This window comes from Chloroflexus sp. MS-G (assembly GCF_000735195.1).
In the GTDB taxonomy this organism is placed as follows: Bacteria; Chloroflexota; Chloroflexia; order Chloroflexales; family Chloroflexaceae; genus Chloroflexus.
Map to the genome: position 1 here is coordinate 20,501 of NZ_JPIM01000047.1, position 15,009 is coordinate 35,509.

Annotated in this window: 12 protein-coding genes and 1 pseudogene; 5 read left to right on the forward strand and 8 right to left on the reverse strand. The window is 53.8% G+C overall.

The features are described 5' to 3' along the window. Positions 1-82 precede the first annotated feature (82 nt). The 4 genes from JE47_RS0110230 (at position 83) to JE47_RS0110245 (ending at position 5,569) form a co-directional block, all read left to right on the forward strand. Positions 83-1,600: a serine hydrolase gene (locus JE47_RS0110230; RefSeq protein ID WP_031459662.1), complete on the forward strand. Its 1,518-nt coding sequence runs from the start codon at positions 83-85 to the stop codon at positions 1,598-1,600. After that, a complete protein-coding gene (locus tag JE47_RS0110235) occupies positions 1,597-3,519 on the forward strand; it encodes a hypothetical protein (protein ID WP_031459663.1) in 1,923 nt (640 codons plus the stop codon). The genes JE47_RS0110230 and JE47_RS0110235 overlap by 4 nt, the downstream gene beginning before the upstream one ends. Before the next feature lie 15 nt (positions 3,520-3,534). Further along, complete coding sequence (locus JE47_RS0110240; protein WP_031459664.1) at positions 3,535-3,915, forward strand: hypothetical protein; 381 nt, start codon at positions 3,535-3,537, stop codon at positions 3,913-3,915. Positions 3,916-4,249: 334 nt separating this feature from the next. Continuing rightward, a complete protein-coding gene (locus JE47_RS0110245; RefSeq protein WP_236631198.1) occupies positions 4,250-5,569 on the forward strand; it encodes an RtcB family protein in 1,320 nt (439 codons plus the stop codon). 121 nt (positions 5,570-5,690) lie between these two features. Here the strand turns inward: JE47_RS0110245 and JE47_RS0110250 are convergent, their stop codons facing one another. From JE47_RS0110250 to JE47_RS0110265, 4 genes are all read right to left on the reverse strand, one after another. Further along, a complete protein-coding gene (locus JE47_RS0110250; RefSeq protein ID WP_051871126.1) occupies positions 5,691-6,743 on the reverse strand; it encodes a LamG domain-containing protein in 1,053 nt (350 codons plus the stop codon). Positions 6,744-7,362: 619 nt separating this feature from the next. Then, positions 7,363-8,673 carry an NAD(P)/FAD-dependent oxidoreductase gene (locus tag JE47_RS0110255; protein WP_031459667.1) on the reverse strand — a complete coding sequence of 437 codons (1,311 nt, stop codon included), beginning with the start codon at positions 8,671-8,673 and terminating at the stop codon, positions 7,363-7,365. Continuing rightward, the gene (locus JE47_RS0110260; RefSeq protein ID WP_031459668.1) at positions 8,670-9,713 is read right to left on the reverse strand and encodes a lysylphosphatidylglycerol synthase transmembrane domain-containing protein; all 1,044 of its coding nucleotides are present in this window, start codon (positions 9,711-9,713) and stop codon (positions 8,670-8,672) included. Before JE47_RS0110260 ends, JE47_RS0110255 begins: the two co-directional genes overlap by 4 nt. Before the next feature lie 77 nt (positions 9,714-9,790). Then, positions 9,791-10,630, reverse strand: a complete 840-nt coding sequence (locus tag JE47_RS0110265; RefSeq protein ID WP_236631199.1) for a phosphodiester glycosidase family protein — start codon at positions 10,628-10,630, stop codon at positions 9,791-9,793. A 43-nt stretch (positions 10,631-10,673) separates the two neighbouring features. Here JE47_RS0110265 and JE47_RS22520 point away from each other — a divergent pair. Continuing rightward, a pseudogene (locus JE47_RS22520) lies at positions 10,674-10,718 on the forward strand ((2Fe-2S)-binding protein); the annotation flags it as partial. 168 nt (positions 10,719-10,886) lie between these two features. Here JE47_RS22520 and JE47_RS0110270 read toward each other — a convergent pair. The 4 genes from JE47_RS0110270 to JE47_RS0110285 all read right to left on the reverse strand — a co-directional run bounded on the left by JE47_RS0110270 (position 10,887) and on the right by JE47_RS0110285 (position 14,829). Further along, on the reverse strand, positions 10,887-11,354 hold the full coding sequence (locus tag JE47_RS0110270; RefSeq protein WP_031459670.1) for a flavin reductase family protein: 468 nt from the start codon (positions 11,352-11,354) through the stop codon (positions 10,887-10,889). Positions 11,355-11,356: 2 nt separating this feature from the next. Then, entirely contained in the window at positions 11,357-11,857 is a 501-nt protein-coding gene (locus JE47_RS0110275) for an acyl-CoA thioesterase (protein ID WP_031459671.1), read from the reverse strand. 135 nt (positions 11,858-11,992) lie between these two features. Further along, entirely contained in the window at positions 11,993-13,132 is a 1,140-nt protein-coding gene (locus tag JE47_RS0110280) for an ABC transporter permease (RefSeq protein WP_031459672.1), read from the reverse strand. Between the two features lie 143 nt (positions 13,133-13,275). Continuing rightward, on the reverse strand, positions 13,276-14,829 hold the full coding sequence (locus JE47_RS0110285; RefSeq protein WP_031459673.1) for an ABC transporter ATP-binding protein: 1,554 nt from the start codon (positions 14,827-14,829) through the stop codon (positions 13,276-13,278). Positions 14,830-15,009: the final 180 nt, after the last annotated feature.

Here is a 15,009-nt window from a genome sequence, read left to right on the forward strand (position 1 = left end):
ATCGTCTGTGCTATAAGTAAATATCTGGTAGGAATGATCTCCATCTGTCGCCTGCACTGTAACAATGGAGTTTTGTACAGCTATGAACTTCCGGCCACGTTTGTTTGCCATTGCCCTGATCTGCATGGCAATTCTCGCCGGGTGTACGCCAGCACCCCGTTCGACCTTATCGTATGAACCGGCGCTTGCAGCAGAATCAACCCCGGTTTCAGTTCCGCCACTGCCAACACCAATCCCAGTGTATGCACCTGGAACCGAAGTCGCCGGTATGCCAATTGGTGGACTATCCGCCACTGAAGCAGAATCCGTCTTAGCTACTGCCCTGACCGCAAACGTCATCCCGCTCAAACTGGTTGCTGGTGAACATACCTACACTATTGAACCAACCACACTGCAACTACGCCCTGATCTGACAACGTTGCTGGCTAAAGCTGCACCGGCGTTAGGGAGTAACACGCCGGTCAACGTGCCACTTCAGCTCGTCTTCAATGAGGATGCCCTCCACGAGCAGATCCGTGCCTTTGCCGACGAGACGGCCATTCCGCCCCAGGTAACGGTTATCTCTTCAACAGAGGTGCTCTCACGTAGCTTCGCCTATCTGCCCGGACGGGCAATCGATCTCGACCGCTCGGTCGCAATCGTTAGCGGTTTACTCCGTCGTGGTCGGATAACTACTCCCATTGCGCTCACGCTCTGGCCAACGAATGATCAACCCCGTATTTCGACTGCTCAGCTTGCTGAACAGCTTGAGCAAATGGCCGAGGTATGGGATGGTGTCGCCGGAATCTATCTCTACGATCTGGCGACCGGCGCCGAGGTGGCTGTCAACGCCCGCACGGTGTTTCCAGGGGCAAGCACGATCAAAACTGCGATTATGCTCTACGGTTATACAAAGCTCGAAACGTTTACCGAAGAGCAGTGGCAGAAAATGCGTCTCATGATCATCGAAAGTGATAACCTAGCGGCCAACGATATTTTAGCCGCCGGTGCCGGTGGTATCGGTACCGACATCGCATTTCGCGGTGCGGTTGAGATGAGCGAAATGCTCGCCGATCTTGGTCTGGAACACCTCTACCTCTACATTCCTTTTGAAGCTGTTGATTACATTAAACTCTACAACATCAAATACCGTTGTGGGCCTCAAGACCCGGTTGGCGAACCACCATACACCGAGACCGGCTGTGCACTGCGGGCAACTCCTTATGCGATAGGGCAGCTCTACCGTATGATTGATGAGTGTGCCCGTGGTAAAGGTGTTTTGTTAGAAAAATTCGCTCTGCTTCGTCCAGATCGTTGCCAGGAGATGCTCGATCTGCTGGCTGAAAATGCCGATCGTACCCGTATGGTTGCTGGCATTCCAGAGGGAATACGGGTTGAGCATAAATCGGGCTGGATCGAGCATACGCAGGCCGATGCCGGCATCGTTCGCTCGCCAGGTGGTGACTATGTGTTGGCTGTGTATATCTACAAACCGCTTGGCAATAACCTGTCCTGGTCAGATTCTCTCCTGGGTGGTGCCATTGCCGATTTTAGTCGTCTCGTGTACACTGCCTACAACCCGATCCGTCTTCAGTCGGTTGCGCAAGGAGAGACTCCATGACAGGTCTGCCCATCAAGCGAATAGTGCTCTATAAGCACGGTGTGGGCTATTTCGAGCGTCGTGGAACGTTTAGCGGTGAAGTTTTGACCCTTAGCTTCCCACTGAGCGCAATGGATGACGTGCTTAAGAGCCTGGTCGTGATTGATCGCAGCGGGCAGGTACGCAATATCGACTTCGCTACACCTGAAGATCGCGCTTCGTTGCTGTCTCGCGGGAGTATTCACCTCTCAGACCAACGCAGTCTCCTCGACTTACTACGCGATCTGCGCGGACGTACTGTTCGCTTGATGTTGACCGGTAAACAGGGCGAGATCGTAAGTGGTCAGGTTGTTGGCGTTGACGTAGAAGATGAACGACCACTCCGCCGGGCACTGGTGAGCCTCTACGACAGTAAAGAGCGAACTGTCCGGCCAATTGCGCTCGAAGAGATTGTGCGCATTGAGCTACTCGACGACAAGGCACATCACGATCTCACCTTCTTTTTGCGCGCAGCTCAAAACGATGAACGTAATCGCACGGCGACCATTCATCTCACACCCGGCGAGCACGATCTGCTGATCGGGTATGTTGCACCCGCTCCGGCATGGCGGGTAAGTTATCGCCTGCTTTTCGAAGAGAGTGCCGATGATACGTCACGTTGTTTCTTACAGGGATGGGGATTGTTCGATAATCAGTTGGAAGAAGATTTGATCGATGTTGAAGTAACGCTCGTTGCCGGGCAACCGGTCTCGTTTCGTTACCGCTTGTACGAACCACAAACCCCCGACCGCCCCTTCCTTCAAGATCAACCACGCCCACAACCAAAGCTGGCAACCCGCATGCGTGCTATGGTCGCAGAGATGGCCGCGCCAGAACATTTCAACGACGATGGAGGACTACTTGCAGCAACATCGCCATCACCAGCATTTACCATTGATACCTTGACAGAAAGTGTGCGCTCTGTAGCCATTGGTGAGGACCAGGGAGCACTCTTTGCGTACCGGGTCACGCAGCCGGTAAGCGTTGGTCGTGGGCAGTCGGCAATGGCGCCGATTGTAGGTGCCCAGCTTTCTGCTCAGCGAGAACTGGTCTACAACCGTCGGCGCTTGGAACGTCACCCTCTGGCCGCACTCCGCCTCGTTAACGAGACAGGGCTTACCCTTGAACAAGGGCCAACAACAGTGTTGATCAATGGCGAGTACGCCGGCGAGTCGGTGCTGCCATTCACCCGCGCTGGCGCGCAGTTTGTCATCTTTCACGCTGTTGAGTTAGGAGTGACAGTCACTGAGGCGACACACCAGACCCGTTATCTGAGCGGGATTCGGCTTCACGAAAGCGATCTGCTCCTTGACGAGTATCTCCTCACCTTTCAGCAATATACCATTATCAGCTCACTGGCAACCCCCTGTACGGTCATAATAGAGTATCAGCGCACCGAGCAGACGGAACTGGTTGATACGCCACCCCCCCTTCGCGAAGAGGGTCAGCTGGCTTGTTGGACTGTGAGTGTACCGGCTAATGGTCAGGCAACCTTCACGATTTGCGAGCGCCGCATGCTCTCGCGCAGCCAGGCTATCAGTAGCATCACCGGCGAGCAGTTACAAAACTTTCTACGTGATAAAGTTCTCGATGACCGGACGTTCCAACGGCTGAAGGGTGTGATCAATCTGTTTTATCAGATTGAAGCAGCCCGGCAAACGATAAAGCAACATGAAGCCGAGCAAAAGCGGATTGTTGAGCGTCAACAACAATTACGGCAAAAGATCGAACCGCTCCGCAGCGACGGCGAGGAAGGGATGTTACGTCAACGCTACATCGCATCGTTGGCCCAGCTTGAAGATCAGCTTGAGCGGCTCGATACCGCTATTGCCGAACAACAAGCGCTCATTCAGAAGCTGACCACACAGGTCGAACGCCGTCTGCGACGTCTCCACGAATGAAAAAGAATTGTACCCATGGTCCGTGATAGACGAACATTCTTATCGATCGTTCTGACAGCTCTCAGCGGTTGGATCATTGCATGGGTGGTATACACACTGGTCGGATCTAACCGTACCCCCGAAGTGCTCCGTTGGCTGGGGCTGGTGATCTTTATCACACCACTAACCAGTTTCATCGGCTGGATCGGTGCCCGACCTCACGAATGGCGCCTAGCTGCCGCTTCTTGTGGCGCGCTCTATTTCTTCACCCCTTTCATCGCGGCGCGCATCGAGAATATCATTGCGCCCGAGGCCGCTCGCCAAACAGTAGGGCTGCACACCGTCTATTTCGTCAGTGTATTAATCTGCCACTTGCTAGGGGCAACCGCATTCGCGTGGTGGCGAGGACAATCCTGAAAAGACCTGGCAGGTACGCGAGCCGTCGACCTGCATGGAACACGAGTGGTCAGGAGCCAGTCGCTATGGTAAACGCGATACCGCGCTCCCGGTAATTGCTGCGCTTACAACGATGCTGATTTTCTGGCGATGCCGCGCCCCCAGCGATACCGCCCCGGTAGGGGTATAGCAGTGTTGTACCCTCGACGATGCCGCACCCACAGCGATGGCATACCTCTGGAGCGCATCAGACTTTTGCCCGACTTGAAGATCAACAGCGTTCAGAATACAATTGATGTTACCTCTGATTATCGTTCCTTGCATCAACGACTCGTCTCGCAACGAGAAAGGCAAGATGATGAAAGCAGCCCAACTATTAGCCGATTATGTAGACCATCCGGCTTTTCGCGAGATGTGTCGGGCTGCCAAACAGATGTTAAAAGAGGGGGTTGAACCCCAGGTTGTACGGCAGCAGATCGCCGCACGCTACGGTCAACCACCGGTCGAGCTGCGACTCCGCGATCAGCCACAGCCGCTCAAGATTATCGGCGGGCATCTCGTGGAACCAGGGGCCATTGACCAGATCAAAACGGCTTTGCGCTTACCACCGGCAATCCGTGGTGCCTTGATGCCTGATGCCCATCAAGGCTACGCCCTGCCAGTTGGTGGAGTCATCGCCTATGATCGCGCAGTCGCTCCGTATCAGGTGGGTGTGGATATTGGCTGCCGGATGCATCTCTCGATCTTTGCCGGAATAACTCCCGACGATGCTCGTCGTGACCGTCACCACCTGCTCGATACGATCACGAAGGTGACGGTCTTTGGCATCGGATCGCCGAAAAAACCGGTTGCCGATCATCCGGTGCTTGCCGACTCGCGCTGGCGGGCAACGAAACTGTTACGCACCCTGCACGAGGTAGCGAAACTCCAGATCGGGACTTCTGGTGGCGGCAATCACTTCGCCGAAATCGTGATCGGTGAATGGCTTGATACGCACCAACCATTTGTTGGTCTGCTCACCCATAGCGGGAGCCGCGGTGTTGGCGCCCAGATTGCCCGCCACTACGCCGAAATAGCCGACCGTGAGACAGCAGCGATTGCGCGCGGCATCCCGAAAACGTATGGCTGGCTGAGTACCGAAACCGAAGCCGGTCAGGAGTATCTCCTATCAATGCGGCTTGCCGGAGATTTCGCCCGCGCCAATCACGAGGTCATCCATGCCCGCTTCGCGAAGGCGTTGGGCCTGACGGTCGAGCGCGTGATCGAGAATCATCACAACTTTGCCTGGGAACAACCGGACGGGACGGTGATCCATCGCAAAGGTGCAACACCAGCAGAAGCCGGTGTGCTGGGGATTATTCCCGGCTCAATGGCGACCGCCAGCTATATCGTCGAGGGATTAGGTGATAGAGCCTCGCTGTCGAGCGCTGCCCACGGCGCCGGTCGTCGATTTAGCCGCTCAGAAGCACGTCGCACAATCACGCCGGCAATGGCAGCCGCTGTCGTTCGTGAGGCGGGGGTGCTCGTGCGCGGCCTGGCCGTTGACGAATCGCCGCTGGCATACAAAGACATCGAGACGGTGATGCAGGTCCAAATTGCGGCCAGTCTTATCCGCCCTGTTGCCAAAATGCGACCACTGGTGGTTGTGATGTCAGGGACAGAGGGAGAAGATTAGGCCATGCCGGAACGGTCGCTATCACCATCGCAGCAGGAAGCTATGCCTTTCCCTCGTTTCCTCTCTCCATGCGGTAAGCGTATCGTGGGGATGGTGAGCGTGAAGACCATCCCCATGACACCTAGCTGCGCACAATAAATGGAATGTACGCCCGCGGGGTGAGCAGCACGCCATTGGCATTGAAAGGCGTATCACTCGACCAGTGCTGATCTGCACCGCCAGCCCGTGGCTTTAGTTCGCCAGGACTCTGATTCCCAGGCGTGCTGTCATTGATCGTCGTGCCGCTTCCTTCATCAAACCGGTACAGCGCAATTGTGTTGCTATCTAGGGTATGCGGAGCAGTGGGGCGAGAAAAAGACCCAGAATAGCGGACCACATTCGACAATCGCAGATCGTCAAGCCAACCGTTGTAGTAACGACTGCCAGGATAATCATGCTTCTCTGCGCCCAAAACGAGATAGGGATCGCTGTTGGGATAACTAGTTGAGCGGTTAAGCCGATAATCGATCCGTCCTGATGGCCCCGGCATCTCATTATCAAGCTGCCCATCAATGTAGAGACGCACTAGGCCACTGTTTGCACGGGTAACAGCAACATGATGCCATTGACCGTCAGTCACTGTTACATGACCTTTGAGAAGACGATCATCACTACCTACACTAAAACCAACAACCAGTTTGCCATCACAAATCGCAACACCATAATCACCATAGTCGCCATTACCGAATATATCCCGGTCGATGATGATATTCCCGTAATACCATCCATCACAAGCTGGCGCATCATTGTCACCTGGATTAGCTTTCATCCAAAACTCTAACGTTATATCACCACCTACATTGACCGGCCGCGAGCTAGTTAATTGACCACTCCCATTAATCGCACCCAACGGGATTTTAACCCGATCACTATCTAACGTTTCATTACCACCGTTGTGAAAGCCGTAAAAGCGGATAGAGAAACCACTGGAGGTAGCCGGTGCTGCTGAAGCTGTTGATGCACCGGTAGACGGCAGTGTTGGCTGAGAATCAGGATCGCGATCAGGTGTAACCGATGGCGCTGCGGTCACATCACGCACCGCTTCTGAGGTAAACGGCGTCCCGCTCACACTACAGGCAATCAGGATTAGACAAATCCATCCACTCAACCATCGCGTATGCCACTGGCGTCCCATGCCATCCTCCGCTCGCCGCTGGCTATCTCGCTACCAAACCGCGATCTGCTCGTAACGTTGCCAATGAAACACGACACAGAACAGTCATTCCCTGTTGATAGCTGCGTTTCCGGTAACGAATGCCTCCCATACCGATACATGCGGTTCTTAATACTCCCTGCAACACGCGCCAGCAGTCTCCGCTTCAGGCAAACAATTCGTGAACCACCCAGTTGCCTGGTACACATCTACCTCTGCCTATGATGGCTAGAACCCAGTAGTGTTCTGAGTTCATCCATCAAATTTTTGCTACTACGCAATACATATTCACGGTACCACATTAGCAAAGGATGACACAATAGCCAGAAAGTACCACTAGGATGTTCAGGGTTCTTGCCCTTCCCGGTAGTGGTAATAGCAGAGGGGTGACAGGTTCATCCCTTCCGGCAGAAATGCAGTGAAGAGAGGATAGAGAAACGTAGACAAGATGGCTTCCCAACCCGATTGTAACCATACCCTCTCCCTTGCCTCGCCCGGTCAGCAAAGGGGTACCCCGAAGCTGAGCATGTTAAAACCACTGGATGCAGGTGAAGGTAGCTAACGCACTCCGCAACCCGAAAACAGCAAATACTACCCATCCCTAAAGTACCGCATACCGATGCTGATCGGCATATTCATGAATGATACGAGCGGCCCGTCTCCCTAATTCAACCGCATAATTCGTCCCACGATCCCAAGGGTAGACCTGACTCATACTCGCCCAGTACAAACCAGGAAGCGGGGTTGTAATCGGCGGAATGTTACGGCTATGGTTGACCGGCACTATCGGCTGGGCATACGTTTCGCGATGGAGCCAGAAGGCGCGTATCCAATCCGGTTGAAAAGCAGGATTAATCTGGCGTAGAGCCGGCAAAAATCGTTCGAGCAACGTTTGCGCATCAAGCCGAAAGTACTCGTGATCGGGATCGAGATAGTCGCCACAATAAATGAGGTGGTCACCGCCATAATGCACCGGTTCAATAAAGTTGGTATGCTCGACCAGCGCTAGAAACGGAAATTCATCTTTAGGCAGATTGAGCCAGTAGATACCGTTGGTTAGTGGACGACGAAGAGCAATTGTCATGACGACTGCCCCCATCGAATGTAGTCGGCGCAATTGCCCAAGATACTCACCAGGGAGTGAGGGAACCAGGCGGGCTAGCAATCCCGGCGCTCCGGTCACCAGCAACGCATCATATTCGACCGGTAGTGACTGCGAAGCAATAATTTGCCATCCGTTCGCCGTCTGGGTAACCATCTTGACCGGTGTCTGAAGGAACATTTGCACGCCACGACGGCGACAAACCGCTCCCAGTTCATCAGCGAAGGCTTGAAACCCACCCTGAAAATAGCCCAGCTTAAAGCTGCGTGCGCGCAGACGCGCCCAGAGCCAGGCCATGTTTACTTCATCAGCGTGTGGGCCAAACTTACCTTCCAATAACGGCCGCCAGATAACCTGCGCCACCCGCTGCCCTGCAAAACGCTCAGTCCAGGACATCGCTGTAACCTGTTCGAGCTTTTGCCAATTTCGGGTCACAAACTTCAGATAAAAGGCAGTGAGTCCGAAACGCAGCCGGTCAATGAAAGGTAAGCCGGGGAAACGCAATACCGGCAGAACACCATCGAGGGCATAACCGCGCCCCCGCCACCACTGAGCCGTCACCGGTGCCCGAAAGAAGAGGCGGTCACGCATCCCAATTTCATTGGTCAGATTGATAATCGCATGATCGGTTGTAAAGATATGGTGGTAAAACCGCTCAAGCGGCCATTCCCAACCTGCATCGCGAAAGCCGCTGGCTAACCCGCCCAATTGTGCGCTTGCTTCATAAACAGTGACTGAGTGACCCTGACCGGCGAGATCGTAGGCCGCGCTGAGACCGGCAATACCGCCACCAATGACAGCAATCTTCATGGCAGCACCTTCTGCGAATTTGCCGGTTCAGCAATGTCGCTCTCGACTGTGTCCGATGCACGCAGTTCCGCCGCCCGATCCATATCACGCCAGGTCAAACTCTGGCGCAACATATACCAGGCGCCAAGCAGCGTCACCGGCAACCACAAGGCAACATGCAGCACCAGCGTATAACCGGCAGCAACGGCATGCACAACGCCAAATTGGGTCAAGATAGCAATTCCCGGCGCATCAAAGGTGCCCACATACCCCGGTGTTGAGGGAATTGTCGTAAACAGATTGACCACCGCCGTCATCAGCATCAGCACCAGAAAAGAGACCTCAAAGGAGAAAGCATGCATCACAAACCAGTACTTCAGCGTCTCTCCCAACCAGATCAGGGTCGATGTCAACAGAATTACGATCATTTCACGTGGACTACGTAGTGATTGCAAACCAATGATAAAGCGATCAAAGAGGCCATGAATGTGTGGCCGCAACCGGTCTGGTGCAAAGCGATCAACCAGCATCGTATAGAAACGACTCATGCGCTGCGGACGGGCAGCCAACCAAATAAATCCGATCAACGCGATCAGAAAAATGCCACTGAAACCAATCACCAGCGAGCGAAACATTGGTGGTAACGGTGTAAAAGGCAGGGTAATAGCTACAAAAAGCAGCATGACCAGTCCGTCGAACAACCGCTCGAGCACTACAGTCGCCAAAGAAGCACTCATCGCGATACCACAGTTTCGTCGGAGTACGTAACTACGGAGTACCTCCCCTGCCCGCACCGGATAGACGTTGTTTCCCATATAACCAATCACGACAATTGGAAACAGCGTGCGCAACGGCACCGAGGCAATATGGTTGAGCATCGACTGCCAGCGCCAGGTTCGTATCCAGACCGTGATGAAGTAGACAACGATCCCTGGTATCAACCACCAATAATTTGCCTCACGCAATGCCTCCCAGAAATGAGCCAGATCGAGGCCATAGAGCGCAATAGCCAGAAACACAAGACTAATGATCAATCCAAGCCATAATTTCCAGTGACGCACCGATATTCCTTTAACTGAAATGAGAGCTATCGCTATTCAATCATCTTTGTGCATCTTACCCTTGCTATTGCCGAATGTCAAAGCGGCAGGACCAAGAGCGCGAAGGGGAGCTGCACGAATGAGTCGATCCGTACACTCCCTTGATGACCCCGGGCGATTAGACCACTCGAAGAGCCACCATCAAGGTTAACTGCAATCTCAATTGCCAGATCAACCGTCGCCAGGAACTGCGACCATTCGGCAAGGCTGAAGCTGGCGCCAGGGGCAACAATCAACAAGACCCGACCATCCTGATCGAGCGCAATCGCACTCCGCCGCGCACGCTGATCATCTGCTTTCGTGTAAGCGGCTTCCCCGTGCGTTTTGACCAGCAGCGGCCAGCCCTGAATGGCCTGTTCAAAGGGCTTCCCATCGTAAGGTTGTTCGGCCAGCGACCAGAGATGGGGCCTGCCTTGCGCATCAATGGCAAACATCCCGCCTTGATCGACATAGCTGGTTCCAATCACCCGTTGATCGCTGATCAGGAGTGCAACCGGCTCTCCATACTGATCGAAAAATCCACCATTAATCGCGGCTACAGCACCGTACTGCACTGCCCATGCCTGCAAGGTACGGGGCTTAGTCGGATCATAGGCAACAACAAACCGTACTTGCGTTGGATCGATCCGCACGATTTGTACCGGTAATCCCGGTGCTTCGATCTGGCGAATTTCGACTCCCGATGCTATCAAACGCCAGGTAGCATCAGTATCAGGAGGTGTGGGAGTTGATAGAAGCGTTGGAACGATAACCGGACTGTCAACCTTGATCGGCGCCATCGTACAAGCCGCCAGGTAGATCGTCACTCCCAGCAGAATGAGCATCGGCACAACGTGCCGATAGGAGGCGCTCGTTGGTTGGCGGTGATAAACGCTCACTTACGCACCTCTTGATGTAGATTGTCGCCAATGACACGTAACCCGTTTGTGCTGCCTCTATTACCGCTTGCCATCGAGAGAAGAGTAGAAGGTTAGGAAAGGGTAAGAGTCGAACAGCAATTGCACAACCACGCTCGTAAGTATAGCGGAAGACCCCATTCTCGGAAGACGGAGAAGATGAACGTTGTCTTATACTCGTCGAAGCTACGCTCTTACCCTAGACGCAAACTAACTATGGTATGCTTTGACCCGCCACTTACCCCAACTGATGGTAGCCTGATCGGTAATAGAGCAGCGGTCTGCCCCCAAAGACCCGTGCCGCGATCACTTCGCCCACGAAGATTGTATGATCGCCACCGGGTAGCTTGTCGTAGAGCCGACACTCGATCTGTGCCAATACTCCGTTGAGCAACGGTAGCCCATTGGGTGACATCGTAAAGCTATGTGGCGTAAATTTTGCCCCGTCGTGCATTGCAAATCGCCGCGAGAGATATTCCTGATCTTCAGCCAGGATGTTCACCGCAAACTGACCGGCAGCGGCAATAACATCATGACTGGCAGCATTATGGTCAATGCAAATCAGCACCAGCGGTGGGTTAAGCGATAATGAAGCAAACGAACTGACCGTCAGACCGGCCAGGCGATCACCAAGGGCAGTGGTGACCACAGTTACTCCCGAGGCAAAGTGACTCATGGTCTGGCGAAAGAGTGATTCATCAATCATGGTTATCCTGTGGTTCGTTTACTACGTCGTGCAGCGATTGCAGCGTGAATCTCAGCCCCAATAGCATGTTCTGCCCGCGCCTCATCATCGAGGAGTAGCAATTGCGGTACAACCGGCGCTGGACCACCTTCGCGGTTAATAGCCACCATACTGAAGTAGCCGGTTGTGCATAGTCGGCGATCACCGATTAAGGGATGCTCGGCAAAGAGATGCACCCGCACCACCATCGAGCTGCGACCTACGTAAATAACTCGCGAGAACGCTTCAACAATTTCTCCCTGACCGATTGGAGTGCGAAAATCAATCCGTTCAGTCGAGGCAGTAACGACCGGTAAGCGGCAGAAACGCAGCGCAGCGATGGCCGCAGCTTTATCCATCAAAGCCATCACATTACCGCCAAACATCGTTCCGTACCCATTCGTTTGATGCGGCAGGATGATCTCGGCCATCCGCTCTTCATTGGCAGCCCGTGCCGGTCGATGTTGCAACGACATGTCGTTCATATCGTTTGATCCTAAAGGTACAAAACGGCGCTCTGCCGAGCGCCGTCGCTGGCTACACGCAAACTCGTTGTGGGTATGAGCAAAGGGTTTTCTCGCCTGTCCTCATGCCAGTTCTGAACAGACAAGCGACACCATTTACCCACCCCATCCCTTTGAGAGTTGGGTCTCCTCACCAGGCTTACGCTTCGGCAAGCGGTAGATAAAGCGCACAATCTGATCGGCGGCCACGAACATAATAATTAGTGCCTGCACAATTTTAATCACATCGATAGAGAGGCTAGCGCGTACCTGCATCAGCCGTGCACCGGTCAGCAGCCCTCCCCACAGCAATCCCGAAAAGATGATCCCAACCGGATTAGCACGGGCCAACAGAGCTACTGCAATCGCATCAAAACCCAACCCCGAAAAAAAGTCTGCACTGAGCGCACCGCGCACGCCAATAACCTCAATCGCACCGGCGATACCGGCTAGACTACCGGCAATTGCCATCGCCAGAATAATCGTGCGTGGCACATTGATACCGGCATAGCGCGCTGCGTGAGGATTAGTCCCAGCAGTTCGCATCTCGAAGCCAAGCGTTGTTCGATAGAGCAACCAGGCTACTACAAAAACCAGTACCAGCGCCAGAGGAATCCCTAGATGAAGAATGGTCGAGCTACCAACCTGAATCCCCGGTAAGCGCGCTGTTTCAGCTACCAGACGTGAGCGAGCACCCGTGGTATCGGCGGGATCACCAAGAATGTACGGCGTTTTGCTCCGGATCAGCCAATCTGTCATGCGCAACGCGATATAGTTGAGCATAATCGTATTGATCACTTCGTGAGCACCGGTACGAGCTTTTAGAAAACCGGCAATCGCCGCCCACGCTGCGCCACCCAGTGCCCCTGCAATCAGTGCTGCTGGAATATGAAAAATGGCCGGCATTTGTAATGTAGTGCCGATCACAACTGAGGCAACCGCACCGGCGTAAAGCTGTCCTTCGGCCCCGATGTTGAAAAGACCGGCCTTGAAGGCCAGGGCAACGCACAACCCACAGATGATGAACGGCGTTGAACGAACCACCGTGTCGGCAAATGCCCGTGGCGAACCAAAGGCGCCTTCCCAGAGGCCAATATATGCCGCCTGCCAGTCAGCACCGGTTACACCGATAATGAATGCACCCACCACGAGCGCCGTAAAGACGGCCAAAATCGGCACTAAAACCCCTGACCAGCGATCCCAAAATAGACGGAGCGCAGATGGGCGAATTCCTGTTTCAGTAGCTGCCTGCGCCATGCTTCTCCCCCTGACTACGTCCGAGTAGTCACCTTGTGCAATCTTGTCTGAATCGGCTTACCCCTTCCCACGTCTTTACCATCTGGTCAGGCAGGCAAAGGACGGACAAGGAAGGTGAATAGCGTGCTCGTTTAAACACGATCTCAGACTTCAATCGAGACTGAACGATCCAACGTCGCACCGGCCATCAGCAAACCAAGCTCCTCGCGCGAGAGTTCGCCATTTCTCACGGTCGCAACGATCTGGCCGTGATACATCACCGCAATGCGGTCGGCCAACGAGAGGATTTCATCGAGTTCAGCCGAGACCAGCAAAACTGCAACCCCTTCGTCACGCTTTTTAACAATCTGATTGTGAATAAACTCAATTGATCCGACATCGATGCCACGGGTCGGTTGGGCAGCAATCAACAACTTAAGCTGACGACTGAACTCGCGGGCAACGATCAGTTTTTGCTGATTACCACCACTGAGCGAGCTGGCCGGCACGGTAATTCCAGGGGTGCGTACATCAAACTCTTTGACCAGTCGGGCGCAGTGTTCGTTAATTGCCTGATCGTTCCGCACAATCCCACGGGCAAAAGGCGGGAGGTAGTACAACTCTAACACCGAATTATCTGTCAGCGGGTACGAAGCTACCAATCCATCACGCTGACGATCTTCGGGAATGTGAGCAACACCCAGTTCACTGATTTGACGCGGTGTTGCGTTCGTCACATCAACCCCATCAATGCGGATAGTACCTGCTTCGCTGGGGCGAAGACCGGTCAGCGCCGCAACCAACTCCGTTTGCCCATTACCCTGAACGCCAGCAATCCCCAGAATCTCACCAGCACGTACTTCGAGATCGACCCCTTTGACCGCCAGTAGTTGCCGGTCATCGCGTACCCGTAATCCACGCACTTCAAGCACTATTGCACCAGGACGGGCGGGTTGCTTTTCGACCTTCAAAATAACTTCACGCCCGACCATCATCGCCGCCAGACTGGCTTCTGTCGCCTGAGCCGGTGTTGTTTCGCCAACAACTTTACCGCTGCGCAACACAATGATCCGGTCGGCCACCTCTAGCACTTCACGCAGTTTGTGGGTAATGAAGATGATCGATGTCCCCTGAGCAGTCAATGTACGCATCACCCGTACCAGGTCATCAGCTTCCTGCGGCGTTAATACGGCAGTTGGTTCATCGAGAATGAGAATATCGGCGTTGCGGTAAAGTGCTTTAATGATCTCAACCCGTTGTTGCGCGCCAACATCAAGGTCGGCGACCAGGGCATCGGGATCGACGGCTAGATTGTACTGCGCAGAAATAGCACGGATACGCTCGGCAGCCTGTTTGCGGTTGAGGAAAGGGCCACGAGTGACTTCATTGCCAAGAATGATGTTTTCGGTGACGGTCATCACCGGCACCAGTTGAAAGTGCTGGTGTACCATCCCGATACCGCGTGCAATCGACTCGTGCGGGTTGGTAATCCTGACCAGCTCACCTTTAACAAAAATTTCGCCCTCGTCCTGATGGTAGAGGCCGTAAAGGATATTCATCAGGGTTGATTTACCGGCGCCGTTTTCACCAAGGAGGGCCAGCACTTCACCCTTATACAGTTTGAGCGAAACATTATCGTTAGCAACGACACCGGGGAAACGTTTGGTAATATTGCGTGCTTCCAGTACAACCGGGCGTTCCTGGCCATTTTGCGTCACAGGCGACCTCATATTCAGATGTACCACATTACAATCTTACGCAGATATATCATATTGTAGCATATTCTGACGGTTTCGCTGATAACCATTTCCACCTTTGTTTTCAGCGCGGCCTGCGCGGCGTCGGCCTTGGGTATCCCGCAAATAACAGAAAAGCAGTGTTGAGTGCTATATACCTAG